Raw genomic sequence first — 25214 nt, 5'->3', positions numbered from 1 at the left:
TGGGGGCTGCGAACGGTTCAGACCGGCGCGCGGCGCAAGGTCGCCAGAAACGCCGCCGCACCGATGAACAGGCCGGCAAACGTGCGGTTCATGCGCTTTTGCTGCTTGGGCGTGCGCAGCAACCGCAGTACGCGGGCCGCCAGGCCGGTGTAGCCGGCCATGACCAGCATGTCCACGGTGATCATAGTGGCGGTGATGGCCAGGTACTGGGGTACCAGCGGCGCATGCGGATTGATGAACTGCGGCAACACCGCGAGCATGAACACCAGTGCCTTGGGGTTGCTGACGTTGACCAGGAAACCGCGGAACACCAGGCTCATCGGCTTGCCGATAGGCCGCACGCCCGAGGTGTCATTCATGTCCATGGGCAAGGCGCGCCACTGTTTGTAGGCCAGGTACACAAGGTAAGCGACGCCGAACCATTTGATGAGCTGGAAGGCGGTGGCCGAGGCGGCAAGGATGGCGCCCACACCGGCGGCGATCACGGCGATCTGCACGATCAGGCCCAGTTGCAGGCCCAGGGCATTCCAGTAGCCACGCCAGAACCCGTACTGCAGCCCGCTGGACATCGAGGCGATGGCCCCGGCACCCGGCGACAGGCTGATTACCCAGCACGCGGCAAAGAAGGCCAACCAGGTTTCCATCGACATCGCACACCTCGCTCTGACATATGTTGCAAAACGTAAAGCTAAGGGGTTGGTGAAAAAATCACCAGCGATTTTTCGTGGCTTCTGTCATCCCCACGAAGACACCAACACGGTCCAACGCGTCAATCCGCTTCGACCGGCTCGCCCTTCGACACCGTAGCCACTTCGGTCCCACGCCACCGGCGCACGGCTTTCTGGAAGAACTGACTGTTCGGCACCTGCACCAGCGCCCCGCCCGCCTCGGGCGTTTCCATCAGCGTGGTGTACAACAGGTTGATGGCAATCACCCGGCCCTTGACCCCCGGCTTGTCGAGGGTGTCCACCAGCTCTACCACATCACCGATACGGAACGGTCCGACGGTGAAGATCAGCACCGCGCACAGCAGGTTGGAGAGCACGCTCCAGATGGCGAAGAACGCCACCGCCGCCACCGCGACGAAGCCTGACAGCGCCGTCCACAGCACCGTGGCCGAAACGCCCAGACGCTCGAGCACGAACAACAGCGCACTGCCCATGATCAGCCAGCGCAGACCGCCACGCACCGGCACCAGCAGCTCGGGTGGCAGCGGATAGCGGTTACCCAGCCGACTCAGCCCACGAGCGATCACACGCTGCAAGATGAACGCGGCGATCAGGATCAGCAGGATCTGCAGCCCAAGCCAGAACGCGTCCATCCATTGCCCTGGCAGCAGCGAGCGCAGTTCCTCCATCAGGACAACGCCTCCAGCTCGGCTTGCATGGCCTCGAGGGTTTCCAGCGCTTGCATCCAGGCTTCTTCCAGCTCGCCCTCGCGCTGCTTGAGCTTGGTCTGACGCGCCAACAAGTCACGCAGTTCGTCCTTGCGGGACGCCTCGTACAGACCACCATCGACCAACGCCGTCTCGATCTCGGCCAATTGCCCATGCACTTGGTTCAGCTCGGCCTCGAGCTTCTCGGCGGCGCGCTTGTGCGGTGCCAGTTGCTGACGCAACGCGGCGGCGGCCTGACGCTGGGCCTTCTTGTCGGTCTTATCCGGGTTGGCCGGGGCATTGCTGACCGGCGCACTGCGTTGGCGATAGTCGATCAACCACCGGCTATAGTCGTCCAGGTCACCGTCGAAGGCTTCGACCTTGCCATCGGCCACCAGCAGGAAGTCGTTGGTGGTGCTCTTGAGCAGGTGTCGGTCGTGGGAAACCACCACCACCGCGCCGCTGAACTCCTGCAGGGCCATGGTCAGGGCCAGGCGCATCTCCAAGTCCAGGTGGTTGGTCGGCTCATCGAGCAACAGCAGGTTCGGACGCTCCCAGGCGATCAACGCCAGGGCCAGGCGCGCCTTTTCGCCGCCGGAGAAGTTCACCACCGGCTCGTCGACGCGGTTGCCGTGGAAATCGAACCCACCGAGGAAGTCACGCAGGGTCTGCTCACGTTCGGCCGGCGCAATGCGCTGCAAGTGCAGTAGGGGGCTGGCCTTGTCGTCCAGGGAGTCGAGCTGGTGCTGGGCGAAGTAGCCCACCGCCAGGTTCTCACCCCGCACCAGGCGCCCGGCGATGGGTTCGAGCTCACCAGCGAGGTTCTTGATCAGGGTCGACTTGCCGGCGCCGTTAGGGCCCAGCAGGCCGATGCGTGCACCGGGCGCCAGCTGCAGCTTGACCTTCTCCAGGATGGCCTTGTCGCCATAGCCCAGACGGCCTTCGGAAAGGTCCAGCAGCGGGTTGGAGATTTTGTCCGACTCGCGGAAAACGAAGTCGAACGGCGAGTCCACATGGGCGGCAGACAGCTCCTCCATGCGCTCCAGGGCCTTGATCCGGCTCTGCGCCTGACGGGCCTTGGTGGCCTGGGCGCGGAAGCGCGCGATGTACTTTTCCATGTGCGCGCGGCGGGCCTGCTGCTTCTCATAGGCCTGTTGCTGCTGTGCCAGACGCTCGGCACGGGTGCGTTCGAAGGCGCTGTAGCCACCTTTGTAGAGGTTGAGCTTGCGCTGCTCGACATGCAGCACATGGTCGACCACCGCATCCAGGAAGTCGCGGTCGTGGGAAATCAGCAGCAGCGTGCCGGGATAGCCCTTGAGCCAGTCCTCCAGCCAGAGGATTGCGTCCAGGTCCAAGTGGTTGGTGGGCTCGTCGAGCAGCAGCAGATCGGATGGACACATCAGGGCCTGTGCCAGGTTCAGGCGCATCCGCCAACCGCCGGAGAAGTCGCCGACGCGTCGGTCCATCTGCTCGGTGGTGAAGCCCAGACCTGCCAGCAGCTTACGCGCGCGGGCATCGGCGGTGTAACCGTCGGCGCTGTCGAGCTCAATGTGCAGACGCGCTACGGCGGTGCCATCGTGGGCTGCCTCGGCGACAGCCAGGTCAGCCTGGATCTTGCGCAGGCGTACGTCGCCGTCGAGCACATAGTCCACCGCCAGGCGATCGAGGGTGTCGACCTCCTGGCGCATGTGGGCGATGCGCCAATCGCCAGGCAGTTGGCAGTCGCCTGCATCGGGCGATAGCTCACCGCGCAGCAAGGCGAACAGGCTGGATTTTCCGGCACCGTTGGCGCCGATCAGGCCGGCCTTGTGACCGGCGTGCAGGGTCATCTCGGCGCCTTCTAGCAAGCGCTGCGGACCACGCTGTAAAGTGAGATTCGATAGTCTGATCATGATGGTCGCGGAGTCTATCAGCTTCCCTTCTGGGCACACAGGCCACCTTGACCACTGGCGAGTCCGAACATGCAGAACGAATTGTGGAATCACGCCTTGGCGCTGTATCGCCAGCCCGGGGTCGAAGCGGCCTGCCTTGCACTGCAAGGGGCAGGCGCGGATGTCTGTCTGCTGCTTTGCGGGACTTGGCTACAGGCCCGCCGTGTCGCACCCGATGCGATGCGCGCGGCTGCGCTACAAGCCATTGCCGGCCCATGGCAGCAACAGGTCATAGCTCCCCTGCGCGTGCTGCGCCAACAATGGCGCAAAGCGGCGCAAGGCGATGCGCAGTTGGCGTCGCTGCGCGAGCAGGTGAAGGGATTGGAGCTGGAAGCGGAGCGCACGTTGCTGGCGCGTTTGCAGGCGTGTGCGGGGCAATGGCCTGCGGACCCGAAGGGCCCGCCAGGCGATTGGCTGCAATGGCTGGTGCCCGAGCAAGCCCGTGGCCACGACGCGCTGAATCAGCTGCGCGCCGTGGCCAATGGGCGTCAGGAGGCCGACGGCGCCGACTGAGCCGGGGTGCTGGCCGGTGCTGGCGACGCGGCGGCAGGCGCTGCCGAGTTGGTCGCTGGCGCAGGGCTGCTGGTCACCGGTGCGGCAGGCTTGGCTTCTGCTGGCTTGCTGGCGGCAGGCCTGGCCGCAGCTGGTTTGGCCGGGGCCTTACGCGCAGCAGGCTTGGCAGCCGTGGTCTTGGTTGCGGCTGGTTTGGCGGTAGTCGCCTTGGCTGCGGCGGGCTTGGCTGCAGGCTTGGCGACGGCAGGTTTGGCGGCAGTCGGCTTGGCGGCGGCTTTGGCAGCGGGCTTGGCGGCGGCGGTCTTGGTCGTAGCCGGCTTGGCGGTGGCCTTGGCAGCGGCAGGTTTTGCGGCAGGTTTTGCAGCCGCGGTACGGGCGGCAGCCGGCTTGGCGGCGGCTTTGGCTGGGGCCTTGGCCGCAGGCTTGGCAGCGGCTTTCGCCGGGGCCTTGGCCGCAGTCTTGGCAGCGGCTTTCACCGGGGCCTTGGCCGCAGGCTTGGCAGCGGCTTTCACCGGCGCCTTGGCAGCGGGCTTGGCGGCTGCGGTCTTGGCAGCGGCGGTTTTGGCGGTGGGTTTTGCGGCTGGTTTTGCAGTCGCCTTGGCAGCCGGACGGGCAACGGCTTTAGTCACTGCCGGCTTGGCAGGTGCCTTAGCGGCCGACGCGCGCTGGTCGAGCGCCTTGCTGGCAGCCTCGCGCACTTTGCCAACACCCTGGGCAAGTTTCAGGCTTTCCTGAGCGTCACGTTTAAGTTGTTGAATATAAGTGCGAGTCTGCGCCTGACGCTCCTTGAGCGAGTCGAGCAACTCCTCAAGTTCAGCGGACACTTTATGTGCCTTGTTCTGAGCCTTGGCTTTACCGGCCTTGGCGGCGTCCTGCAACTTCAGGCGTGCGTTGTGCAGTTTTTCCTGGGCTTTGCCGCGCTGTTTTTCCAACTTGGCCAGCAGTTTCTCGGCATCCGCCAGCGCTTGCGAGCAGGCATCTTCCAAATGTTCGAGCAGACTACCCGAAAGTTGCTGGAGCAGGTGCAACGGCGTACTGACTGGCTTCTTCTTGGCCGACATGGTTTACCTCCTGGCTGACGAGATTGCGGCTCATACTATGCTTCTGCTGCTACCGCCGCTAGGGCATGTGGACAGTATTATGAACGCCGCGTTGCATGCCTGGGCAAAGTTGTCATCTTGCAGCTCGGTGCAAGTGTAGTTGCCCAATAAAGTGTTGCTGATATTTACACATCTTTGGCCAACAAGGCTGGCATACTTTGCGCTCATCGCAGCAGGAGTTGACCGTGCCTCGTTATCTTATTCTCGGCCTGTGCCTGACAGCGCCTTTGGCCTGGGCCAACCCTGAAGCATCCCCCTCCAACCACGACCTGGCGTACAGCCTTGGCGCCAGCCTGGGTGAACGCCTGCGTGACGAAGTGCCCGGCCTTGAGCTCGACGCTTTGGTCGAGGGCCTGCGCCAGGCCTACCAGGGCAAGCCACTGAAGCTCGACAAGCCGCGCATGCAAGCCATTCTCCAGCAACACGAAGAACAAGCCAGCGCGGCCGCCGAACAGGCCCAGATTGATAAAAGCCTGGCAGCGGAGAAACGCTTCCTGGCCAACGAGCGGGCGCGGGCCGGTGTCCACGAGCTGCCAGAAGGCATTCTTTACAGCGAGCTGGCAAGCGGTACGGGCAACTCACCCAAAGCCGGTGGCAAGGTCCAGGTACGCTACGTAGGAAAGCTGCCGGACGGCTCGGTGTTCGACCAGAACCAGCAGCCCCAATGGTTCAACCTGGACTCGGTGATCGAAGGCTGGCAAGTGGCATTGCCGCACATGAAAGCAGGGGCGAAGTGGCGCCTGGTGATCCCGTCGGCACAAGCCTATGGAGCCGAAGGTGCGGGCGACCTGATCGCGCCCTACACCCCCTTGGTCTTTGAAATCGAACTGCTGGCGGTGGCCGACTGACGCCTGCCCTCAGGCCTGCACCGCGCCCTCTTCCTTGTGCGCGTTGTGCAGTACCTCGATCAGGCAGTCCTCGAGTTCGAAGCGCTCGTGCAACAGGCTGCCGAGTTCGCCCAATTTCTTGGAGAAGCGCTCGGGGTCCTTGCACTCGCCCTTTTCGCAATGGTCGTTAAAGGCCAGTGCAATCTGGGTGATGTCGTTGATTCGCGGGTTGATCTGCTCGGCGAGCTGCAGCGCACCCTCGTCACCGAACGCCTTGGCCTCGGTGACCAGTTGTTCACTCACTTCGAAATGCCACGCCGAAACGTAGTCGACGAGCACCGCGCAAAAATCACGGTTTTTGTCTTTGTCGGCGAAGGCCGGTTTGGCCTCGCGCAAGGCGCGAAAGGCCTGGACGAGCTCCGCTCGTTCCTGGAGCCAACGGTCGATCAGCTTGTGAACCCCACCCCAGCGTTCCTGAGCGTTCTGACAACTATCGAGCATGGCGATCTCTTCCCTTCTGGGTAGATGCCGCTGCACCTCGTGCGCTAATACCGCGGCACAAAGGTGACATCAGCAGGACGGCATCGAGCAGTTGTGTTTTCGGTAAGCGTGCTGCGAGATTATTCCCGCACGTGCTGGGCTTCAAGGTACGCAGTGGACAAAGTTCATACAAGCGTTTAATACCCTGGCAGGACACCGCTGGTCGTGCGATCCCATGACATTTGTCGTGGATCAACCTTTGCCGAGTTGGCGCATGCGGTAGCCCAGCAACCAGCTCAGCGGAAGGGCCGACAAAGACAGGAACGCCAGCAGACTCCACTCGGGCAAGGTCAGGTCAACGAAGCTCCAGGTCAGCGAGGTGCAGTCGGGGCCACCCAGTACCAGCATCTTCAACGCCTGCTCCCACGACTGCTCCAGCATCCACGCGAACGGCACCTGGCAGGCATCGACCGTCAGCCCCGCCCCTTGCAACCAGACATGCCTGGATGCCAGCAGCGCCCCACTCAACGAACAACCCAGCGCCAGCACCGCATAGTTGCGCTTGCCGACCATGCCCGGCGAATGCAACACCGCACACATACACACCCATGCGTACAACCCAAGCAGCAATCGCTGACTGAAACACAGGGAGCACGGCACCAGGCCAAGGGTGTTTTCGAGACAGAACGAGGCAAGCAGGACCGCCGCCGAGGCGAAACCGCCAATCAGAAAAAAGGTGCGCAAGCGGGCCGGCAGCATGAGCGAGAAGGTCCCGGATCAAAATGAAGTAGCCCGGAACGGTAGTGGAAAGAGGCGCTTTGTTTCAAGGCGCTACAGGAGAGACAACTCCCTGATTGAAAAAGGAAAGTCTGCAACTTCGAGTAGGAGATTTCCGAAGAGAGTTAGCGTAAATGCCGCCAACCTAACAGGAGAAGTTACAGCGCCAGGTACCCACGGCTCGGCGTGGGTACCTGGTTCGGTCAGGCTCGCACGCCCTCGGGCAGTGGCAAAGCCAAGAGTCGCTCGTCCAGCAGGCCCAGCCCCTCCTGGAATAACTGATTACTGCGTTCGGTCTCACCCAGCCCGGCCAACAGCCGGGCCAGCTCAGCACAGGCTTCCGAATTGCGCTCCATACGCAGGCTGCTTTCGAGGTAGTCCCGGGCCTTGCCCCACAGTCGGTTCTGCAGGCTCAGACGGCCCAGGGTGAGCAGCAGGCTTGGGTCCTGCGGGTGGTCCTTGAGCCAGCCTTCGGCCGTTTGCAGCTGTCGGGCCGGATCGTCGCCGCGCACCAGCCCATACAGACGGGCCAGGTGGCTTTCGTATTGACGCTTGAGCGCCGTGCGCAGCACCTGTTCGGCTTCGCCCTGGGCACCGAGCTGGCGCAGCTGCTCAGCGTAAGCCGATACCAATTGCGCCTCCTGGCGCTGGGCCGCCGTAAGCTGTTGCCAGGCCCGCTCCAAGGCTTGGCGGGCAGCTTGGGCATCTTCGCCGCGGGTCGCCGCCAGGCCGAGGTTCTGACCCCAGGCGCGTTGCTCCAGCTCGGCGAGTTCCTTGGCCGGCAGCACTTTGCCTTTGCGCAGCTCCGGCAGCAGACGGATCAACGCCGACCAGTCACCTTGCTCCAGATGCAGGCGGTACAACAGGCGCAGCACCTGGTTGTTGTGAGGGTGACGCTCCTGCATGGCCAGCAGGGTTTCATGGGCACCGCCAATGTCGCCGCGATCCATCTGCAATTGCGCATGGGTCAGGGCGATGGCCAACTCGGCCTGGGGCTGACGCTCCAGGGCGCGCTCGAGCAGACTGTCGCTGTCTTCGACACGCCCCAGCTCATTGGCGGCTCGGGCCGCGCCAAGGTAGTAAAGCAATGGCTGGCGCTCGGCCTCGGCAGCGCGGTGCAGGTGGCGCTGGGCACTCGCCCAACGGCCTTCGGCAAGGTCCAGTTGCCCCTGCTCGATAGCGATGCGTGTACGACGGCTGCGGTTGCGCCGCGACCAGGGGTTGACCACACCGCTCGAAGTCAGCACCAGACCGATCAAGTAACGCACCAGCCAGAGCACCACGACAATGGCGACCAGCGCTGCCAAGGCCGCCCACAGTCCGGACTGGTAGCGGAACCCACCGTAGGCGACCAATACATAGCCACTGTGCTTGGCGACCGCGATGCCCAATGCCGCGGCTACCACGATCGCCAGCACCGCCAGCAGGTAGACGCGCTTCATGGCTTGCCCCCTTCGGCTTCCGCTGGCAGGTGGCGACGCTGGATGTACGCCTGCACCGCGGCCAGGCTCTCGGACAGGTCAGGAGTGACCACCGAGACCGGCTGTTCGGCCAGTTCGTTGAGGCTGGCGAGCATGGCCTTGCTCTGCGGGTTGTCGGCGTTGAAATTGGCCAGCAATACGCTGCGGGCATCGTCCAAGGCCTGTGTATAGACCTTCGCTTGGCCGTTGAGCGCCGCCCATTGTGCCTGCTCGATGGTCAGACTCAGCGCCAGACGCAGCTGGTTGAGCGATTGTCCGGACAACAGCGGCCGCACGTTCTCGTCGGCGTTGAACTCGATCTGGAAGTACTTGGAAATCTCCGCCCACCATTGGGAGAGGCGGCTGGCGCCATCGCCATCGGCCGTCAGGGCGCCCAGGGCATCGGCCTTGGTTTCGAACTCAGGCGATTGTGCACTGAGCTGCTGGACCAGCTCGCGCTGGGCTGCCAGCTTGAGGAACAGACCGGTGCGGTCCGGCTGCTCGGTGCTGTTCAGGGTGGCCAGGCTGCGCGCCAGTTGTTCTCGGGCAGCGAATGCCCCAGGGTCGCTTTGCTCGCGAAGAATCTCGTCCGCCCCTTCGACCAGGGCCTTGGCGCTGGCGATGTCCTGCAGCGCAGAAAGACGCAGTGTCGCCAGGCGCAGCAGGTGCTCGGCCTCGGCCAGGCGCCATTCCTTGCGGCTCTCGCCCAGAATGGTTTCCAGACGCTGGTTGAGGCGTTGCTGGTCGCCCTGCAACTGTGCCACCAGACGACGGCGGTCCTCCAGCTCGCTGGCCGCCGGCAGGGTGGCCAGTTGCGCGCTGATCTGCTGCTCGCGTTGTTGCAACGCCTCGGTGCGCTCGTTCAGGGCCTGCAGATGCTGGCCCTGGCCCTGCTCGCTGCCTTGCAGCTGACGGACCTGCCAGACACCCCAGCCACCGACGGCGACCCCTGCCGCGCCGAGCAGCAGGGCCAACAGTGCCAGGCCGTTGCCAGAGCGCTTGGCAGGCGTGGCGGAGGTGGATTCCGGCGTATCGGACGCCGTGGGTTGTTCGTTGTTGGACAAGACAGTTTCGCTCACGTATCCATCCTTTGCATGGGGGCGCGTCGCATTGAGCTTAGCGCCTTAGTCGGCAGGTGCAGTAGTTCGCTGCACGGCTGCCATCAAGGCCGCGGCATTGGCGCCACGGCAATCCACTATCTGTTGGGCGCCCAACGCCCTGGCTTGTTCGGCTACCCGCGGGCTCGGCACGAACAATGGCAGGCGCGCCAGGCGTGGCCAGTCGGCCCCCGCCAGCTGCAGCAGGTGCTCCAGCCCCTGCCCACTGCTGACCACCAGGCCATTCAGGCGTTCCGCCTCGATGCGGCGCAGCAGGGTGCCAGCCGGATACACCGGCAGGTTGCGTCGATACAGTTCCAGATAATCGACACTAGCACCTTGCTCTGCGAGACGCCCGGCCAGCAGTTCGCGACCTCCGACGCCCCTCACGATCAAAACGCGAGGGGTGGCAGTCCGGTTCATAGCCTCGCGCAGGTGCGGTAGCGCGAGCAAGGCCTCGCTGTCGTCACCTTGCGCCGAAAAGTCAACTTTCAAGCCCTGCGCCTGCAGCACCTGCGCCGTAGCCGCCCCCACGGTGAACCAACCTTCTCGCGGCGGCTGCAGGCCGGCCTGGCCCAACTGCTCGAGTAACAGGCGCGCGGCTGGCTTGCTGACCACGATGATCACCTGGTAACCGTGCAAGTCCGCCAGGTATTGGTGCTGCCCGGCCTGCAGCGCCACCGGTTCGATGGCCAGCAAAGGCAGGCTGCTGCTGGCGATCCCTACCTGCGCGAGGCTTTGCGCCAGCGCCTGGCACTCCTCTTCGGGGCGGGTCAGCAGCAGGCGCCAAGGGCTCACGGGTGCCCAGCCTCGCCGTAGACCTCCTTGAGGATGGCCTCGGCCCCCTGGCCAAGCAGATCTTCAGCGACCTGCACACCCAAAGCCTCGGCCTGGCCACGCGGGCCGCGGGCTTCGGCCACCAGCAACGTGCCGCCGCTGGGCTGGCCGACCAGGCCTCGCAGCCACAGTTGCTCGCCTTCAAGTACCGCGTAGCAGGCGATCGGCACCTGGCAACCGCCGTTCAGGCGTTTGTTCAGCGCCCGCTCGGCCACCACGCGATCGGCGGTGTCGGTGTGATGAAGCGGCGCCAGCAAGGCGTGGATCGCCTGGTCCGCACTGCGGCATTCGATGCCCACCGCGCCCTGGCCACCGGCGGGCAGGCTCTCGTCGACGCTGATGGTGGAACTGATGCGGTCTTCGAAACCAAGGCGGATCAAGCCAGCCGCGGCGAGGATGATGGCGTCGTACTCGCCAGCATCGAGCTTGGCCAGGCGGGTATTGACGTTGCCGCGCAGGAAGCGGATCTGCAGGTCCGGGCGTCGCGCGAGCAACTGAGCCTGGCGGCGCAGGCTGGAGGTACCGACGATACTGCCGGCCGGCAGCGCATCGAGGCTGGCGAAGGTATTGGATACGAACGCATCGCGTGGATCTTCGCGCTCGCAGATGCAGTACAGGCCCAAGCCTTCAGGGAAGTCCATGGGCACGTCCTTCATCGAATGCACGGCGATATCGGCCTCGTGCTTGAGCAGGGCGGTTTCCAGTTCCTTGACGAACAGGCCCTTGCCGCCGATCTTCGACAATGGCGAGTCGAGCAGCTTGTCACCGCGGCTGACCATGGGCACCAGGGTCACGACCAGGCCAGGATGGGCCTCTTCCAGGCGGGCTTTGACATATTCGGCCTGCCACAGGGCCAGGGCACTTTTACGGGTGGCAATGCGGATTTCACGAGTGGACATGGAACGCCCCGATCCAGGAGAAATGCCGCCGATGATAACAGCTCCGCCAGCGCACCTAGCAGATTCAGGTCATCACCCGGCCTTCCCTGGCCGACATCCGCCGGTTCAGAGCGTCTGCATCATCTTGCGCACACCCGCCACGTGGCGGCGACTGACTGTCAGCGCATCGCCGTCGAGCCCTTTGAGGAACAGCTGGAAGTGCCCAAGCGGCGTGCGTTGCAGGCGTTCGATACGCTCCCGGGCGACCAGGGCGTTGCGGTGGATGCGCACGAAGCGCTCGCCGAACTCGTCCTCCAGGGCTTTGAGCGGCTCGTCCAGCAAGACCTCCCCGGCCTCGTGGCGCAAGGTCACGTACTTGTGGTCGGCAATGAAATAGATCACCTGGGGCAAGGGAATCAGCTCGATACCCTTGCGGGTCCGCGCACTGATATGACTGCGCGGGCCGCCGCCTTCATTGGCCGGGCGGGTGAGCGCGGCGAGCTGGGCGCGGTTGGGTTTGTCGGCCTTGCGCAAGGCTTCGCGCAGGGCCTGAGGCTGGATGGGTTTGGTCACATGGCTGAGGGTGCTTTCCCGGAAAGCCTGGCTCCCGTACTCGTCGTCACCGGTACAGAACACCACCGCCGGTGGCGCTTCGCGCTCGCACAGCCGGGCGGCCACCTGAAGGCCATCCAGACCAGGCATGCCGATGTCCAACAGCACCACATCAGGCTTGAGGCTGTCGATCAAGGCCAGGGCCTCCTCGCCGTTGGTGGCACTGGGCTCCAGCACGGTGTAGCCCTCCAGCTCGCCAAGCATCCGGGTCAGGCGTTCACGGGCCAGGGGTTCGTCATCAACGATCAGGACATTCATAATTACGCTGGATTCCTGAGTGAGTCTCGCATGGGTATAGCGTAGACAAGGTGTAGGGCGACCGACACGCGGTCACGCTCTAGACCGATGCGACGGCCAAAGATTCACTGGCCCGGCAGATTCGCCGCCAGTCCTCTGTCCAACTGTAGACGGTCCGTGGAACACTGCCGTTCAATCGTTGAATATCCCCACACACCGATTCACCCTGGGCTTTGCGAGATTTCTCTCGACCAGCGCCCTGCGGCGCGCGCTCCAACCCTGTTATGATCGGCGCCACTTTTTCGTTCACGCCTTCAACGAGTGAATCCATGAGCACCGACAAGACCAATCAGTCCTGGGGCGGCCGCTTCAGTGAGCCCGTCGACGCCTTCGTCGCCCGTTTCACCGCCTCGGTCGATTTCGACAAGCGCCTCTACCGCCACGACATCATGGGTTCGATCGCCCACGCCACCATGCTGGCGCAGGTCGGCGTACTCACCGACGCCGAGCGCGATGCCATCATCGACGGCCTGAAGACCATCCAGGGCGAGATCGAAGCGGGCAGCTTCGACTGGCGCGTCGACCTGGAAGACGTGCACATGAACATCGAGGCCCGCCTGACCGACCGCATCGGCATCACCGGCAAGAAGCTGCACACCGGCCGCAGCCGCAACGACCAGGTGGCTACCGACATCCGCCTGTGGCTGCGCGACGAGATTGACCTGATCCTGGCCGAGATCACCCGCCTGCAGCAGGGCCTGCTGGAGCAGGCCGAGCGCGAAGCCGAGACCATCATGCCCGGCTTCACCCACCTGCAGACCGCACAGCCGGTGACTTTCGGTCATCACCTGCTGGCCTGGTTCGAGATGCTCAGCCGCGACTACGAGCGCCTGGTCGACTGCCGCAAGCGCACCAACCGTATGCCGCTGGGCAGCGCCGCGCTGGCCGGCACCACCTACCCGATCGACCGTGAGCTGACCTGCAAGCTGCTGGGCTTCGAGGCCGTCGCCGGCAATTCGCTGGATGGCGTCTCGGACCGCGACTTCGCCATCGAATTCTGCGCCGCGGCGAGCCTGGCGATGATGCACCTGTCGCGCTTCTCCGAAGAGCTGGTGCTGTGGACCAGCGCGCAGTTCCAGTTCATCGACCTGCCCGACCGCTTCTGCACCGGCAGCTCGATCATGCCGCAAAAGAAGAACCCGGACGTCCCGGAGCTGGTGCGTGGCAAGAGCGGCCGCGTGTTCGGCGCCCTGACCGGCCTGCTGACCCTGATGAAAGGCCAGCCGCTGGCCTACAACAAGGACAACCAGGAAGACAAGGAGCCCCTGTTCGACGCCGCCGATACCCTGCGCGACTCCCTGCGCGCCTTCGCCGACATGATTCCTGCGATCAAGCCCAAGCACGCCATCATGCGTGAAGCGGCCCTGCGCGGCTTCTCCACTGCCACGGACCTCGCCGATTACCTGGTCCGTCGTGGCCTGCCGTTCCGTGACTGCCACGAGATCGTCGGTCACGCGGTGAAGTATGGCGTCGACACCGGCAAGGATCTGGCCGAGATGAGCCTGGACGAACTGCGCCAGTTCAGCGATCAAATCGAGCAGGATGTCTTCGCCGTGCTGACCCTGGAAGGCTCGGTCAATGCGCGCAACCACATTGGCGGCACCGCACCGGCCCAAGTGCGTGCAGCCGTGGCCCGCGGCAAGGCGCTGCTGGCTTCGCGTTAAGCCGCTTCGCGAGGGTTTGCCCTCAGTCGCGGCAGTTCGGCGCCTCGATGAACTCACGCCCCCAGCGTTTTAGTGATTTCAGTGGGAGCGGGTTCATCGAGGTGCCGAACCGCCGCGAACACCGGCAAAGCCGGTGCCTTGCAGCACGATGGGTGATGAACCCGCTCCTCTTGGCCGCATACGGCCGCTACTTCTCTCAGCGCTTGCTGCGAACCATCTCCAGGAAAGCCGGCATCGCCGCCTCCTTGTCCGCCACGATCTTCGCCATGTGCGGGTTCGCCCCCAGCACCTCCAGCAATGCCTTGGCCTCGGGGAACTCGGCCAGGAAATCGACGTTCAGCACCTTCTTGCCCACTGCGCAGGCCAGGTCCACCGAGAAGCAGAACATCAGATCGGCCAGCGTCAACGTTTCGCCTGCCACGTAAGGGGCAAACTTGCCGTTGCGCTTGAGCGTGGCAAAACCGGCCAGCAGCTCGGTGCGGGCGCGCTCCTTGATCAGCGGCTCGACGGCCATACCGAAGAAAGCCTCGGAATAACAGGTCCGCGCCGGAAGCTCGATATACAGTTCGATTTCCTTGACCAGCTCCCGCACCTTGGCCTGTGCGAAGGCATCTGCCGGCAGCAGCGGCTTACCGCCCTGGGTCTGCTCGATGTAATCGAGGATCACTGTGGTTTCGCTGAGAAAACCGTGCTCGGTCTCGAGCACCGGTACCTTGCCGCGGGGACTGATCGCCAGGGCTTGCGGGGTCTGATTGGGAACGAACAGCACCTCTTCGAATGGCAGGCCTTTCTCCAGCAAGGCCAGTTTGACCATGTTGTAGTAGTTGCTGACCGCGAATCCGTGAAGCTTGAGCATTGTTACAGCCTCCAGGCCGTGTGGGGATGGCCCGGCTTTTATAGACTCATCCCCAGGCTCTGACCAGCATCATCGACCCTATCGATGGCCAGGCATGGCCCGCGCAAGCATGGCAAACTGTGCATCCCACCCCAGGAGCACTGCCATGAGCGAGCCCAACGACATCGACAACAACGAAGAGGAAGCCTTCGTAGAGGCAACCCTGACCCAGGCCATCGAGAACCAGATCGAAAGCGGCGAGCCGCCGGCAGCCAAGGCCACATTCAACAAACTGACCCTGGTCGGCTACGAACGCGAGGACATCCTCAACCTCATGGCCCATGTCCTGGCCATCGAGATCGATGCCATGCTCGACGAGGACCGCCCCTTCAATGGCGAGTGGTACGAGAACGCCTTGCGCGCCTTGCCCGAGCTGCCACCTGAAGCAGATCAAGGCGACGACGACGAAGCCTGACTACACTCCAGGATCAGGCACCGATCACGGTGCCTCCGTCCTTGTCTGGAAGTCAGGAGTCCCCATGTCCTTTACCCCCGAACTGATCGCTGAACTGGAAGTCCTCGCCCTGTTCAACCTGGATTCCCACCAGGAAGGCATCAAGGTCCACAGCAACGCTGCCCCTGCCCTGGTGGCCGCAGCCCGCCGCCTGTACGACAAGCAACTCACCGACCAGCCCGATGGTGGCTACCTGACCAGCCTGGGGCTGGATGCCGCCCAGAGCGTTCAGCAAGTGCTGACCATCCTCAAGGCCGCGCAGCCAGCCTGAGTCTTTCGCCGCCGTTACGTACAGCCCAATCCGCCCGACATGTCTGTCGGGACGGGTTTGGTTGTGAATGCGGCCTGCAATGACGGGGAAATGACGCCAAAAAACCCGTTTTTTTGCTTATCCGACCCCATCACTCAGGCTAAACTCGCCGGTGCTTCCCCTGGCCGTGTCCTTGAGTGTGCAATGAACAGCCCCCACGAAATCCGCCCCGACCTCGAGCAAGGCATCGACCGCAAGGAACTGGCGAAACTGCGTGCGCGCTTTCTGCACCTGAACCAAGGCCGCCTGGAGCGTGCGCGGGAAGGGCTCTCCACCCGCCAGCAACAGGTGCTGACCGCACTGCCCCTGCTGTTTCACGTCAACCACCCCGTGCTCCCAGGTTATGTCTCGGGCACGACGCCAGCGGGTGTCTCGGGCTTCGAGCCTGGCCCCGATCTGCTGGCCGAAGCCCAGCGCCTGGCCCGCTCCTTCACCTACAAACCCCGCCACGGCACGGCGCCGCAGCCGATCCACGGGCTTTTTCTGATGGGCAGCCTGGGCACGCTGGCCCAGGCCGAGCAGAGCGACATGGACCTGTGGGTATGTCACGCCCCAGGGTTACAGGAAGACGAACTGGCCGAACTGCGGCGTAAATGCCAGCTTCTGGAAACCTGGGCCGCCAGCCAGGGCGCCGAGGCGCATTTCTTCCTCATCGAGCCCCAGGGGTTCGTCCAGGGCGAGCGCAATGGAGAGCTCAGCTCCGACGACTGCGGGACTACCCAGCATTACCTGCTGCTCGATGAGTTCTACCGCACCGCGATCTGGCTGGCCGGGCGCACACCACTGTGGTGGCTGGTGCCCGTGTACGAGGAACACAACTACCGGGCCTACACCCAGACCCTGCTGTCCAAACGGTTCATCCGCGCCGAGGACGACCTGGATCTCGGTCACCTGGCGCATATCCCGCCCGGAGAATTCGTCGGCGCCGGCTTGTGGCAGTTGTTCAAGGGGATCGACTCGCCCTACAAGTCATTGCTCAAACTGTTGCTCACCGAGGTCTATGCCAGCGAACACCCCGATGTGCGCTGCCTGAGCCTGGAATACAAGCAGGCGGTGTTCGCCAACCAGCTGGACCTCGACGCGCTGGACCCCTACGTGATGGTCTACCGGCGCATCGAGCAGTACCTGCAACAACGGGGTGAGTCCACCCGCCTGGAGCTGGTACGTCGTAGCCTGTACCTGAAAGTGAACAAGAAACTCAGCGAGCTCGGCCGCTCCCGCGCCAGCGGCTGGCAACGCCAGTTGCTCGCGCGTCTGACCAATGAGTGGGGCTGGGACGAACGCCAACTGGCCATGCTCGATACCCGTAGCCAATGGAAGGTACGCCAGGTAGCCGCGGAACGCCGTGAGCTGGTAGCCGAGCTCAACCACAGCTATCGCTTCCTCACCCAGTTCGCCCGCGACCAGAGCGCCAGCAGCCGTGCCGACCAACGCGACCTCAATGTGCTGGGTCGACGGCTGTATGCGGCCTTCGAGCGCCGGGCCGGCAAGATCGAGGTGATCAACCCGGGTATCGCGCCGGACCTGGCCGAAGACACCCTGACCCTGGTCCAGTCGCCCAACCGCAAGGAGCCGGGCACCACCCATTGGGGCCTGTACAACGGCAACCTGGGCGTACACGAATGGGAGCACTTCAGCCCACTGAAGCGTTGCCGCGAGCTGCTCGAGCTGCTCACCTGGGCCCATCGCAATGGCGTGATCGACAACACCACGCGCCTGGCCTTGCACCCCGGCGACAGCGACCTGACCGACTTTGAGCTGTTCAATCTGCTGGGCAGCTTGCAACAGAGCATCCCGCTGCCACTGGGGACGGTCAGCGAAGTCCGCCTGCTGCAACCGAGCGTGGCCGATGAGGTCCTGCTGCTGGTCAACGTCGGCGTCGATCCGCTGCGTCATCATCGCGATCTGAACATCCTGATGACCACCGAACGCACCGACTCGCTGAGCTACGCCGGGGTGCGCGAAAACCTCGTCCTGACGCTCGATCAGGTCACCCTCAACAGTTGGAACGAGGTGCTGGTCCAGCGCTACGACGGCGAACACGCGCTGGTGCGCTGCCTGCGCGACTTCCTCAACAGCCTCGGCCAGCGCAATCAACGCCCCCGGCTACGGGTGCGCTGCTTCTGTCGCAATCGCGCCCAGGCCATCGCCCTGCGGGTCGAGGAAATCTTCGACACCGCTCAATTGCTGCTCGAGCAGAGGCTCAACCATCGCTACCTGCTGCAGGTGGCGCAGCACACCCATGTACTGGAACTGCAACCTGGACAAGTCACCCTGACCACCCTGCCCGATCATGACGCGGTACTGGGTTGTCTGGGCGAGGAGCGCGGCCAGTACAGCCCTCTGCACCTGGATGCCAACGCCTTGCAGGACCATGACCTGCCGCTGGTGCTGGAACAGGGCCGCCGCGATTGCCTGCAGGTGTTCTATCGCCTGCTGGAGGGGTGGGCCGACCTGTACGTGCTGGATGAATACAACGCCCTGTGGCATCAACGCCTACCGTTGCAGGACGAGGCACACTTGTTGCTGCCGCTGCAACGCTTCCTGCGCTCGGTTGTGGTGCGACACGATGCGCAGCTGCCGCTGGACAGCCTGCAGCAGGCGTCGCTGGAAATCCTTTACTACCAGTTGCTGCCATCAGGCCCTGGCAAGGCGCGCAGCCTCGAGCCACGGCCGTCACCGCGCGAAGGCATCGGCCAGCCCTACTACGAGGTTCAGGCGATCCTGCAGGCCGGGGCGGCGGACGAGATGCACATCACGCTCTACTGCAACCAACAGGAGTTCTCCGAGCTGGAGCATGGCGACCAGCTGTACGCCGTGGTCGCTCGGCAGATCCTGGGGCAACGCCGTGGCGCGGGCAGCTATCGGTGCTACATCACCGACCTGGACTTGTCCGAACTGCTAGGTGACGACCAAGGCTCCACCGCGCTTTATCTGCGCTACAAAACCGAGTTGGAGCGGGCGCTCAACGATGGCCTGGAGCAGTTGCAGGCGACCTTGGAGCCTTGATGCCTCCAGGGCGCGGACCGGGCCGAGAGCCTGGCGGTGGCACTTGCGTAGTATCGCGGGTGGACCCCGCTCCCACAGGGCCGACGTAGATCCTTGCGAGAGCGGGTCTACCTGCGAAAGTACCCGATCAGACAATGCAAGACGGTGAGCCCATCTGTGTGTCTCAGAGGTCGTAGTCCCCCGCAGCTTCCGGCTGGTACTCAACGGCCAGCAGCTTGAGCTTGAGCGTCTTGCCGCCCGGGGCTGGCCAGTCGATCTGGTCCCCGACCGACAGCCCCAGCAACGCACAACCGATCGGCGCCAGGATCGAGACGTTGCCTTCGGGGCCGGCATCCTTCGGGTAGACCAGGGTCAGGTGATAATCCTTGCCACTGGCTTCCTCGCGGCAGTGCACACGCGAGTTCATGGTCACCACACCGGCCGGGACGTCCTCGTGACCGACCACCTGATCGGCGCGGTCCAGCTCGTCCTGAAGGGCGAGCACACCCGGCGTACTTTCGTCGAGGCTGTCGATCAGGCGCTCGAGACGCTGTACGTCCAATCGGGTGAGGATGAGGGAAGGCTTGGTGCTCATGATCCAGTCAGACTCCTTTTTAACAGGCAGATAAAGCAAAACCCCGCCCAAGGGCGGGGTTTGTGAATGCTTTTGACGTCATCGACGCAAGCCCGACACTACCACAGCCGGACAAATACTCAAGCCCGGACCGTCAATGGCCGATGTGCTGCCCTCGCAGGGCCTGGGCTTCACGGCAGATCTGCCGGCGCCGTTCGTCGTCGGCCGAACGCCATTCGCGGATGTGCTCGACATGACGGAAACACCCGGTACAGACCCGGCGCTCGTCGAGCCGACACACGCTGATGCAAGGCGACGGCACCGCCGGGCTGACGTTACTGTAAAGCGGCTTGGGTGGCCGAGGCTGGTCGCTCATTCAGATCTCGTCGAAGTCCAGCTTCTCGCCGGCTCGCTCCCAGACGATACGCTCGAGCATCTCGCCCAGCAGCTCTTCGCTCTTCTCGCAGACCCACTTGCCGCTCTCTTCGTCGTAGTCGAAGTGGAATCCCCCGGAACGGTCGGCCAGCCAAAGCTGGCGCAGCGGCTCCTGGCGGCTGAAGATCAGCTGGCTGCCGCTGTCGAACTTGATGGTGAGCACCCCGGCGGAGTTCTCCATGTCCACGTCCAAGCCGCTCTCATCGAACAGGTCTTCCAGGGCCTGTTGGGTCGCGTCGACCAGATCGTGGAAACGCGCTTCGCTCAAACTCATTGCAGGTACCTCGAAATTGGCTGCTTACGGCAAGCCGGGCAAGATACGGGCGACTTGCCGGGAATGCAAAGCATCAAGCTATAAGCTTCGCGCTATAAGCTTCAAGCTTCGAGCGGGAAGCTGCAAGCGGCGGAAAAAAAGCTGAGCCTGCGTCGAACCGTACGTCCTTGTCAGTGAAGCTTGATCGGGCCGCCAGGCGGACCGGTCCTTGCATAGGCAATCCGGCAGGCGCTCGGTATACTCGGGCGCAATACTGCATATTTCAAAGGATTCGCCAATGAAGCGCCTGATTTCCTCCCTCGCGGCGCTGGTCGCGGTTGCCTGCCTCGTTTCGGCCTGCGGTCAGAAAGGCCCTCTGTACCTGCCGGAAGACGGCAAGGACGGCAAGGACGCCCGTAAATCGCACCAGCATCAAGCGGTCCAGCCGGCCCAACCGGCCGAGACGCTCGAGCCTGCCGAACCCGCCCAGCCAGAGTCGCAGCCCGCGCAGTACTAAGGAAATCCAATGGACGCTTTCAACTACCGCGACGGCGAGCTGTTCGCGGAAGGCGTGGCCCTGTCGGCCATCGCCGAACGTTTCGGCACCCCGACCTACGTGTACTCGCGCGCCCACATCGAGGCCCAGTACCGCAGCTACACCGATGCCCTGCAAGGCACCGAGCACTTGGTCTGCTTCGCGGTCAAGGCCAACTCCAACCTGGGCGTGCTGAACGTCCTGGCGCGCCTGGGTGCAGGCTTCGACATCGTTTCCGGCGGTGAATTGGAGCGTGTGCTAGCCGCTGGCGGACGCGCCGATCGGGTGGTGTTCTCCGGTGTCGGCAAAACCCGTGACGACATGCGTCGCGCGCTGGAAGTCGGCGTGCACTGCTTCAACGTCGAATCCACCGAAGAGCTCGAGCGCCTGCAAGTGGTGGCGGCCGAGATGGGCAAGGTCGCCCCGGTCTCGCTACGCGTGAACCCGGATGTCGATGCCGGCACCCACCCGTACATCTCCACAGGTCTCAAGGAAAACAAGTTCGGCATCGCCATCGCCGACGCCGAAGCCATTTACGTGCGCGCCGCGCAACTGCCCAACCTGGAAGTGGTGGGCGTGGACTGCCACATCGGCTCGCAGCTGACCACCGTCGAGCCCTTCCTCGATGCCCTGGACCGCCTGCTGGTGTTGGTCGACCGCCTGGCCGAGTGCGGTATCCACCTGCGTCACCTGGACCTGGGCGGTGGTGTCGGCGTTCGCTACCGCGACGAAGAGCCACCGCTGGTATCGGACTACATCCAGGCCATCCGCGAGCGCGTCGGCGAACGTGACCTGGCCCTGGTGTTCGAGCCGGGCCGTTACATCGTCGCCAATGCCGGTGTCCTGCTGACCCGCGTCGAGTACCTCAAGCACACCGAACACAAGGACTTCGCCATCATCGATGGAGCGATGAACGACCTGATCCGCCCGGCCCTGTACCAGGCCTGGATGGGCGTCAGCGCGGTCAAGCCGCGTGCCGGCGAAGGCCGCACCTATGACCTGGTCGGTCCGATCTGCGAAACCGGCGACTTCCTGGCCAAGGACCGCGTACTGAACCTGGCCGAAGGCGATCTGCTGGCCGTTCAGTCCGCCGGCGCCTATGGTTTTGTCATGAGCTCGAACTACAACACCCGTGGCCGCTGCGCCGAAGTGCTGGTCGATGGCAACGAGGCTTTCGAAGTCCGTCGCCGGGAAACCATTGCCGAACTGTTCGCCGGCGAAAGCCTGCTGCCGGAGTGAAACCATGCTGCTGCGTTTCACCAAGATGCACGGGCTGGGCAACGACTTCATGGTCCTGGACCTGGTCAGCCAGCACGCGCACATCCAGCCCAAGCATGCCAAGCAGTGGGGTGACCGCAACACCGGCGTCGGCTTCGACCAGCTGCTGATCGTCGAGGCGCCGAACAACCCGGACGTGGACTTCCGCTATCGGATCTTCAATGCCGACGGTTCCGAGGTCGAGCAGTGCGGCAACGGTGCGCGCTGTTTCGCCCGCTTCGTGCTGGACAAGCGCTTGACCGCCAAGAAGCGCATCCGCGTGGAAACCAAAGGCGGCATCATCGAGCTGGACGTGCGCAACGACGGCCAGGTGTGTGTCGACATGGGCCCGCCGCGCTTCGCCCCGGCCGAGATACCCTTCATCGCCGATGAACAGGCCCTGAGCTATCCACTGGAAGTCGACGGCCAGGTCCATTCGATCGCCGCCGTGTCCATGGGCAATCCCCACTCAGTGCTGCGTGTCGACGACGTGAGAACGGCCCCGGTGCATGAGCTGGGCCCGAAAATCGAACACCATCCGCGCTTCCCGCAGCGGGTCAATGCCGGCTTCATCCAGGTCGTCGACCGCCACCACGCCAACCTGCGGGTCTGGGAGCGTGGCGCCGGCGAAACCCAGGCGTGCGGTACCGGGGCCTGTGCGGCCGCGGTAGCCGCCATCAGCCAAGGCTGGATGGATTCGCCGGTGAGCATCGACCTGCCGGGCGGCCGCCTGAACATCGAGTGGGCCGGCCCCGGCAAGTCCGTACTGATGACTGGCCCAGCCGTACGCGTGTATGAAGGACAGGTTCGTCTCTAATCGAGTAACCGCCATGACCGATCAGCCCCAGGTTGTACCCGAGCAGGCCCCCAGCCTCGATGCCGAGGCCGTGGTCGCCTACCTGCGCGCCCACCCGACCTTCTTCGCCGAACACGATGAGCTGCTGGTAGAGCAGCGCATCCCCCACCAGCGTGGCGACAGCGTGTCGCTGGTGGAGCGTCAGCTGAAGTTGCTGCGCGATCGCAACATCGAGATGCGTCATCGCCTCTCGCAATTGATGGATGTGGCCCGGGACAACGACCGGCTGTTCGACAAGACCCGTCGCCTGATCCTCGACCTGCTCGACGCGGGCAGCCTCGAGGAAGTGGTCATGGCCGTGGAGGACAGCCTGCGCCAGGAATTCCAGGTGCCTTTCGTCAGCCTGATCCTGTTCGGCGAAAGTGCAGCCCCTGTCGGCCGCTGGGCCAGCAACGGCGAAGCCCAACAGGCCATCGGCGCGCTGCTGGGCAGCGGCAAGACTGTCAGCGGCAACCTGCGCGAGCATGAGCTGGCGTTCCTGTTCGGCGAGGAGCAGCGCAAGGAAGTCGGCTCCAGCGCGGTCGCCGCGCTCGACTACCAAGGGCTGCACGGCGTACTGGCGATCGGCAGCCGCGACCCGCAGCACTACAAGAGCAGCGTCGGCACCCTGTTCCTGAGTTATATCGCCGAAGTGCTCGGCCGCGTCGTCCCGCGCTTCACCCAGACCCTGCGACCGGTGCGCTGATGGAACGCCAGTTGGAGGCTTATTGCGATCATCTGCGCAATGAGCGCCAGATGTCCGAACATACCCAACTGGCTTACCGTCGCGACCTGCAGAAGGTCATCGAATTCTGCGCCGCCCAAGGCATCACCGACTGGAATGCCCTGCAGGTCCAGCAGTTGCGCCAGATGGTGGCGCGCCTGCACCAGCATGGCCAGTCCGCTCGAAGCCTGGCACGCCTGCTTTCGGCAGTGCGCGGGCTGTACCGATACCTGAACCGCGAAGATCTGTGTCAGCACAACCCGGCCAATGGCCTGGCCGCGCCCAAGGGCGAGCGCCGACTGCCCAAGGTCCTGGACACCGATCGAGCCTTGCAGCTGCTCGACGGCGGCGTGGACGATGACTTCATTGCCCGTCGCGACCAGGCGATTCTCGAGCTTTTCTACTCCTCCGGGCTACGCCTGTCTGAGCTGACCAACCTTGACCTGGACCAGCTGGATCTGACCGCCGGGCTGGTTCAGGTACAAGGCAAGGGCAACAAGGCCCGTGTGTTGCCGGTCGGACGCAAGGCCCGCGAGGCCCTGCAGCAGTGGCTGAAGCTGCGCGGCATCAGCGCACCTCGGGACAACGCAGTGTTCCTGACCCGCCAAGGCACCCGCCTCGGCCAACGGGCGATCCAGATGCGGGTCAAGGCCGCGGGCGAGCGCGAGCTGGGCCAGCACCTGCATCCCCACATGCTTCGCCACTCTTTCGCCAGCCACCTGCTGGAGTCTTCCCAGGACCTGCGCGCAGTGCAGGAAATGCTTGGCCACGCCGACATCGGCACCACGCAGATCTACACCCACCTGGACTTCCAGCACCTGGCCGCGGTGTACGACAGCGCCCATCCTCGGGCCAAACGCAGCAAAGGCACAGACTCATGAGCATCAAGCTGATTACCTTCGACCTGGATGACACCCTGTGGGACACCGCACCGGTAATCGCCAGCGCCGAAATCGTCCTGCGCGACTGGCTCGCGGCCAATGCCCCGATCCTGGGCGGCGTGCCGGTCGAGCACCTGTTCGCCATCCGCGAGCGCCTGGTGCAGGCCGAACCCGGTCTCAAGCACCGCATCAGCGCCCTGCGCCGCCGTGTGCTGTTCCATGCGCTGGAAGAGGTCGGCTATAGCGAGAAACAAGCCTTGGAGCTGGCCAACGAAGGCTTCGAGGTGTTCCTGCACGCACGCCATCAGGTGGAGGTGTTCCCCGAAGTGCAACCTGTGCTGGAAATCCTGCGCCACCAGTACATGCTCGGCGTGGTCACCAACGGCAACGCCGACGTGCGTCGTCTGGGGCTGGCGGACTACTTCAGGTTTGCCTTGTGCGCCGAGGACCTGGGCATCGGCAAGCCGGACCCGGCACCGTTCATGGAAGCCCTGCGTCGGGGCGAGGTCCAGGCCGGTGCTGCAGTGCACATTGGCGACCATCCCGCTGACGATGTCGCGGGCGCCCAGCGCGCCGGGCTGCGGGCGGTGTGGTTCAATCCCCAAGGCAAGGCGTGGGTGGGCGAACGGGCACCGGATGCAGAAATCCAGCGGCTGTCGCAGTTGCCGGACGTTCTGTCGCGCTGGCGCTGAAAGGGGCGGTTTACCGCACAGCCCGACAAAACCCGCGCCCACAAAAAAGCCCGCAGCGACGGCGGGCTTTTTTGCGTTCAGCCACTCAGATAGGGCGGCTGCCGTACTTGTTGTCCGGCTTTTTGGGTGGATCGGCGACCACGTTGGCTTCGACCTCCTGAACCTTGCCACCACGCGCAAGGAACTCTTCCATGGCCTTGGCCAGCGCATCGCGCTCCTTCTGCTTGGCTTCCATGCTTGGCATCTCGTCCACCGAGACCGCCGCCTTGGATTTACCCTTGGCTACCGGTGCGGGGCTGTCGTCTTCGCCAGCGTCTTCCGCGCCGTCGTCGGCCGCAGCTTCAAGGCCCTCATCGGCCTCGTCTTCATCGCCTACTTCGAGGTCGTCATTTTCCAGATCGTCGTCGCTCATGTTCTACCTCATGACTTGCGAAAAGCAGGTTAGTTATAGACCAGTGGAGCCGTAGACCGGCAGCCACCAGTGAAAATTCAACTGGCCGTGGGTTGGCCACTGCCCGGACGTCTCTCTCCTG

The 25214-nt window shown here is 64.0% G+C and carries 28 protein-coding genes; 12 read left to right on the top strand and 16 right to left on the bottom strand.

Going from position 1 to position 25214, the window contains the following annotated elements; translation table 11 throughout:
- Positions 1-17 precede the first annotated feature (17 nt).
- The 3 genes from BLS27_RS09305 to BLS27_RS09295 all read right to left on the bottom strand — a co-directional run bounded on the left by BLS27_RS09305 (position 18) and on the right by BLS27_RS09295 (position 3267).
- Positions 18-650 carry a LysE family transporter gene (locus BLS27_RS09305; RefSeq protein WP_090344276.1) on the bottom strand — a complete coding sequence of 211 codons (633 nt, stop codon included), beginning with the start codon at positions 648-650 and terminating at the stop codon, positions 18-20.
- 119 nt (positions 651-769) lie between these two features.
- The gene (locus tag BLS27_RS09300) at positions 770-1357 is read right to left on the bottom strand and encodes a mechanosensitive ion channel family protein (RefSeq protein ID WP_070572070.1); all 588 of its coding nucleotides are present in this window, start codon (positions 1355-1357) and stop codon (positions 770-772) included.
- Positions 1357-3267 (bottom strand): ATP-binding cassette domain-containing protein, encoded by a 1911-nt coding sequence (locus tag BLS27_RS09295; protein WP_090344273.1) that lies wholly within the window; start codon positions 3265-3267, stop codon positions 1357-1359. Before BLS27_RS09295 ends, BLS27_RS09300 begins: the two co-directional genes overlap by 1 nt.
- Positions 3268-3336: 69 nt before the next feature.
- Between BLS27_RS09295 and BLS27_RS09290 the strand changes: the two genes are divergently transcribed.
- The gene (locus BLS27_RS09290; RefSeq protein WP_090344270.1) at positions 3337-3819 is read left to right on the top strand and encodes a TIGR02444 family protein; all 483 of its coding nucleotides are present in this window, start codon (positions 3337-3339) and stop codon (positions 3817-3819) included.
- Here the strand turns inward: BLS27_RS09290 and BLS27_RS09285 are convergent.
- Entirely contained in the window at positions 3795-4880 is a 1086-nt protein-coding gene (locus tag BLS27_RS09285) for an AlgP family protein (protein WP_090344267.1), read from the bottom strand. The two genes, BLS27_RS09290 and BLS27_RS09285, sit on opposite strands and share 25 nt — an antisense overlap.
- Positions 4881-5104: 224 nt before the next feature.
- On the opposite strand from BLS27_RS09285, the gene BLS27_RS09280 reads away from it, so the two are divergent.
- Positions 5105-5767: an FKBP-type peptidyl-prolyl cis-trans isomerase gene (locus tag BLS27_RS09280; protein WP_090344264.1), complete on the top strand. Its 663-nt coding sequence runs from the start codon at positions 5105-5107 to the stop codon at positions 5765-5767.
- A 9-nt stretch (positions 5768-5776) separates the two neighbouring features.
- On the opposite strand, the gene rsd is transcribed toward BLS27_RS09280, so the two are convergent.
- The 7 genes from rsd to BLS27_RS09245 form a co-directional block, all read right to left on the bottom strand.
- Positions 5777-6247, bottom strand: coding sequence for a sigma D regulator (gene rsd / locus BLS27_RS09275; RefSeq protein ID WP_090344262.1), 471 nt, complete (start codon positions 6245-6247; stop codon positions 5777-5779).
- A 231-nt stretch (positions 6248-6478) separates the two neighbouring features.
- Complete coding sequence (locus tag BLS27_RS09270) at positions 6479-6985, bottom strand: disulfide bond formation protein B (RefSeq protein WP_090344260.1); 507 nt, start codon at positions 6983-6985, stop codon at positions 6479-6481.
- A gap of 221 nt (positions 6986-7206) precedes the next feature.
- The gene (locus BLS27_RS09265) at positions 7207-8445 is read right to left on the bottom strand and encodes a heme biosynthesis HemY N-terminal domain-containing protein (RefSeq protein WP_090344258.1); all 1239 of its coding nucleotides are present in this window, start codon (positions 8443-8445) and stop codon (positions 7207-7209) included.
- Entirely contained in the window at positions 8442-9542 is a 1101-nt protein-coding gene (locus BLS27_RS09260; RefSeq protein ID WP_043213388.1) for a uroporphyrinogen-III C-methyltransferase, read from the bottom strand. The genes BLS27_RS09265 and BLS27_RS09260 overlap by 4 nt, the downstream gene beginning before the upstream one ends.
- Before the next feature lie 45 nt (positions 9543-9587).
- Positions 9588-10358 (bottom strand): uroporphyrinogen-III synthase, encoded by a 771-nt coding sequence (locus tag BLS27_RS09255; RefSeq protein WP_090344256.1) that lies wholly within the window; start codon positions 10356-10358, stop codon positions 9588-9590.
- Positions 10355-11296: a hydroxymethylbilane synthase gene (hemC, locus tag BLS27_RS09250; RefSeq protein WP_090344253.1), complete on the bottom strand. Its 942-nt coding sequence runs from the start codon at positions 11294-11296 to the stop codon at positions 10355-10357. Before hemC ends, BLS27_RS09255 begins: the two co-directional genes overlap by 4 nt.
- 105 nt (positions 11297-11401) lie before the next feature.
- Positions 11402-12145, bottom strand: coding sequence for a LytR/AlgR family response regulator transcription factor (locus BLS27_RS09245; RefSeq protein WP_043213393.1), 744 nt, complete (start codon positions 12143-12145; stop codon positions 11402-11404).
- Positions 12146-12453: 308 nt separating this feature from the next.
- Here BLS27_RS09245 and argH point away from each other — a divergent pair, with 308 nt between their 5' ends.
- Positions 12454-13848 (top strand): argininosuccinate lyase, encoded by a 1395-nt coding sequence (gene argH, locus BLS27_RS09240; RefSeq protein WP_070572082.1) that lies wholly within the window; start codon positions 12454-12456, stop codon positions 13846-13848.
- Between the two features lie 196 nt (positions 13849-14044).
- Here argH and BLS27_RS09235 read toward each other — a convergent pair whose 3' ends face one another.
- Entirely contained in the window at positions 14045-14704 is a 660-nt protein-coding gene (locus BLS27_RS09235; RefSeq protein WP_043213397.1) for a glutathione S-transferase, read from the bottom strand.
- A 145-nt stretch (positions 14705-14849) separates the two neighbouring features.
- Here BLS27_RS09235 and BLS27_RS09230 point away from each other — a divergent pair, with 145 nt between their 5' ends.
- The 3 genes from BLS27_RS09230 to BLS27_RS09220 all read left to right on the top strand — a co-directional run bounded on the left by BLS27_RS09230 (position 14850) and on the right by BLS27_RS09220 (position 18516).
- A complete protein-coding gene (locus BLS27_RS09230; protein WP_090344250.1) occupies positions 14850-15158 on the top strand; it encodes a hypothetical protein in 309 nt (102 codons plus the stop codon).
- A gap of 64 nt (positions 15159-15222) precedes the next feature.
- Positions 15223-15468, top strand: coding sequence for a TIGR02647 family protein (locus tag BLS27_RS09225; RefSeq protein WP_043213401.1), 246 nt, complete (start codon positions 15223-15225; stop codon positions 15466-15468).
- Positions 15469-15651: 183 nt separating this feature from the next.
- Complete coding sequence (locus BLS27_RS09220; RefSeq protein WP_090344248.1) at positions 15652-18516, top strand: class I adenylate cyclase; 2865 nt, start codon at positions 15652-15654, stop codon at positions 18514-18516.
- 163 nt (positions 18517-18679) lie between these two features.
- Here BLS27_RS09220 and rnk read toward each other — a convergent pair whose 3' ends face one another.
- The 3 genes from rnk to cyaY form a co-directional block, all read right to left on the bottom strand.
- On the bottom strand, positions 18680-19090 hold the full coding sequence (rnk, locus tag BLS27_RS09215; protein WP_043213405.1) for a nucleoside diphosphate kinase regulator: 411 nt from the start codon (positions 19088-19090) through the stop codon (positions 18680-18682).
- A gap of 133 nt (positions 19091-19223) precedes the next feature.
- Positions 19224-19445, bottom strand: a complete 222-nt coding sequence (locus tag BLS27_RS09210) for a DUF1289 domain-containing protein (RefSeq protein WP_043213407.1) — start codon at positions 19443-19445, stop codon at positions 19224-19226.
- Complete coding sequence (gene cyaY / locus BLS27_RS09205; protein ID WP_043213409.1) at positions 19446-19778, bottom strand: iron donor protein CyaY; 333 nt, start codon at positions 19776-19778, stop codon at positions 19446-19448.
- Positions 19779-20055: 277 nt separating this feature from the next.
- Between cyaY and lptM the strand changes: the two genes are divergently transcribed.
- From lptM to BLS27_RS09175, 6 genes are read left to right on the top strand one after another with little or no spacing between them, the layout of a single operon-like run.
- Positions 20056-20274, top strand: a complete 219-nt coding sequence (gene lptM, locus BLS27_RS09200; protein WP_052352483.1) for an LPS translocon maturation chaperone LptM — start codon at positions 20056-20058, stop codon at positions 20272-20274.
- Positions 20275-20283: 9 nt separating this feature from the next.
- On the top strand, positions 20284-21531 hold the full coding sequence (gene lysA, locus BLS27_RS09195; protein ID WP_070572091.1) for a diaminopimelate decarboxylase: 1248 nt from the start codon (positions 20284-20286) through the stop codon (positions 21529-21531).
- A gap of 4 nt (positions 21532-21535) precedes the next feature.
- Positions 21536-22366: a diaminopimelate epimerase gene (gene dapF / locus BLS27_RS09190; RefSeq protein WP_043213413.1), complete on the top strand. Its 831-nt coding sequence runs from the start codon at positions 21536-21538 to the stop codon at positions 22364-22366.
- 13 nt (positions 22367-22379) lie between these two features.
- On the top strand, positions 22380-23090 hold the full coding sequence (locus tag BLS27_RS09185; protein ID WP_043213416.1) for a DUF484 family protein: 711 nt from the start codon (positions 22380-22382) through the stop codon (positions 23088-23090).
- Positions 23090-23989: a tyrosine recombinase XerC gene (xerC, locus tag BLS27_RS09180; RefSeq protein ID WP_043213418.1), complete on the top strand. Its 900-nt coding sequence runs from the start codon at positions 23090-23092 to the stop codon at positions 23987-23989. Before BLS27_RS09185 ends, xerC begins: the two co-directional genes overlap by 1 nt.
- On the top strand, positions 23986-24681 hold the full coding sequence (locus BLS27_RS09175) for an HAD family hydrolase (protein ID WP_043213427.1): 696 nt from the start codon (positions 23986-23988) through the stop codon (positions 24679-24681). Before xerC ends, BLS27_RS09175 begins: the two co-directional genes overlap by 4 nt.
- An 85-nt stretch (positions 24682-24766) precedes the next feature.
- Here BLS27_RS09175 and sutA read toward each other — a convergent pair whose 3' ends face one another.
- A complete protein-coding gene (sutA, locus tag BLS27_RS09170) occupies positions 24767-25093 on the bottom strand; it encodes a transcriptional regulator SutA (RefSeq protein ID WP_043213429.1) in 327 nt (108 codons plus the stop codon).
- Positions 25094-25214 lie beyond the last annotated feature (121 nt).

The sequence above is a fragment of the Pseudomonas guariconensis genome (assembly GCF_900102675.1).
GTDB lineage: Bacteria > Pseudomonadota > Gammaproteobacteria > Pseudomonadales > Pseudomonadaceae > Aquipseudomonas > Aquipseudomonas guariconensis.
The sequence above is the reverse complement of the archived record's forward strand: the minus strand, read 5'-3'. Positions and strand labels throughout refer to the sequence as shown.

Bases quoted from the DNA above. Each gene is read 5' to 3' on its own strand.
- BLS27_RS09305 (WP_090344276.1), bottom strand. From the start codon at position 650: ATGTCGATGGAAACCTGGTTGGCCTTCTTTGCCGCGTGCTGGGTAATC.
- BLS27_RS09300 (WP_070572070.1), bottom strand. From the start codon at position 1,357: ATGGAGGAACTGCGCTCGCTGCTGCCAGGGCAATGGATGGACGCGTTC.
- BLS27_RS09295 (WP_090344273.1), bottom strand. From the start codon at position 3,267: ATGATCAGACTATCGAATCTCACTTTACAGCGTGGTCCGCAGCGCTTG.
- BLS27_RS09290 (WP_090344270.1), top strand. From the start codon at position 3,337: ATGCAGAACGAATTGTGGAATCACGCCTTGGCGCTGTATCGCCAGCCC.
- BLS27_RS09285 (WP_090344267.1), bottom strand. From the start codon at position 4,880: ATGTCGGCCAAGAAGAAGCCAGTCAGTACGCCGTTGCACCTGCTCCAG.
- rsd (WP_090344262.1), bottom strand. From the start codon at position 6,247: ATGCTCGATAGTTGTCAGAACGCTCAGGAACGCTGGGGTGGGGTTCAC.
- BLS27_RS09270 (WP_090344260.1), bottom strand. From the start codon at position 6,985: ATGCTGCCGGCCCGCTTGCGCACCTTTTTTCTGATTGGCGGTTTCGCC.
- BLS27_RS09265 (WP_090344258.1), bottom strand. From the start codon at position 8,445: ATGAAGCGCGTCTACCTGCTGGCGGTGCTGGCGATCGTGGTAGCCGCG.
- hemC (WP_090344253.1), bottom strand. From the start codon at position 11,296: ATGTCCACTCGTGAAATCCGCATTGCCACCCGTAAAAGTGCCCTGGCC.
- BLS27_RS09245 (WP_043213393.1), bottom strand. From the start codon at position 12,145: ATGAATGTCCTGATCGTTGATGACGAACCCCTGGCCCGTGAACGCCTG.
- argH (WP_070572082.1), top strand. From the start codon at position 12,454: ATGAGCACCGACAAGACCAATCAGTCCTGGGGCGGCCGCTTCAGTGAG.
- BLS27_RS09235 (WP_043213397.1), bottom strand. From the start codon at position 14,704: ATGCTCAAGCTTCACGGATTCGCGGTCAGCAACTACTACAACATGGTC.
- BLS27_RS09230 (WP_090344250.1), top strand. From the start codon at position 14,850: ATGAGCGAGCCCAACGACATCGACAACAACGAAGAGGAAGCCTTCGTA.
- BLS27_RS09225 (WP_043213401.1), top strand. From the start codon at position 15,223: ATGTCCTTTACCCCCGAACTGATCGCTGAACTGGAAGTCCTCGCCCTG.
- BLS27_RS09220 (WP_090344248.1), top strand. From the start codon at position 15,652: ATGAACAGCCCCCACGAAATCCGCCCCGACCTCGAGCAAGGCATCGAC.
- rnk (WP_043213405.1), bottom strand. From the start codon at position 19,090: ATGAGCACCAAGCCTTCCCTCATCCTCACCCGATTGGACGTACAGCGT.
- BLS27_RS09210 (WP_043213407.1), bottom strand. From the start codon at position 19,445: ATGAGCGACCAGCCTCGGCCACCCAAGCCGCTTTACAGTAACGTCAGC.
- cyaY (WP_043213409.1), bottom strand. From the start codon at position 19,778: ATGAGTTTGAGCGAAGCGCGTTTCCACGATCTGGTCGACGCGACCCAA.
- lptM (WP_052352483.1), top strand. From the start codon at position 20,056: ATGAAGCGCCTGATTTCCTCCCTCGCGGCGCTGGTCGCGGTTGCCTGC.
- lysA (WP_070572091.1), top strand. From the start codon at position 20,284: ATGGACGCTTTCAACTACCGCGACGGCGAGCTGTTCGCGGAAGGCGTG.
- dapF (WP_043213413.1), top strand. From the start codon at position 21,536: ATGCTGCTGCGTTTCACCAAGATGCACGGGCTGGGCAACGACTTCATG.
- BLS27_RS09185 (WP_043213416.1), top strand. From the start codon at position 22,380: ATGACCGATCAGCCCCAGGTTGTACCCGAGCAGGCCCCCAGCCTCGAT.
- xerC (WP_043213418.1), top strand. From the start codon at position 23,090: ATGGAACGCCAGTTGGAGGCTTATTGCGATCATCTGCGCAATGAGCGC.
- BLS27_RS09175 (WP_043213427.1), top strand. From the start codon at position 23,986: ATGAGCATCAAGCTGATTACCTTCGACCTGGATGACACCCTGTGGGAC.
- sutA (WP_043213429.1), bottom strand. From the start codon at position 25,093: ATGAGCGACGACGATCTGGAAAATGACGACCTCGAAGTAGGCGATGAA.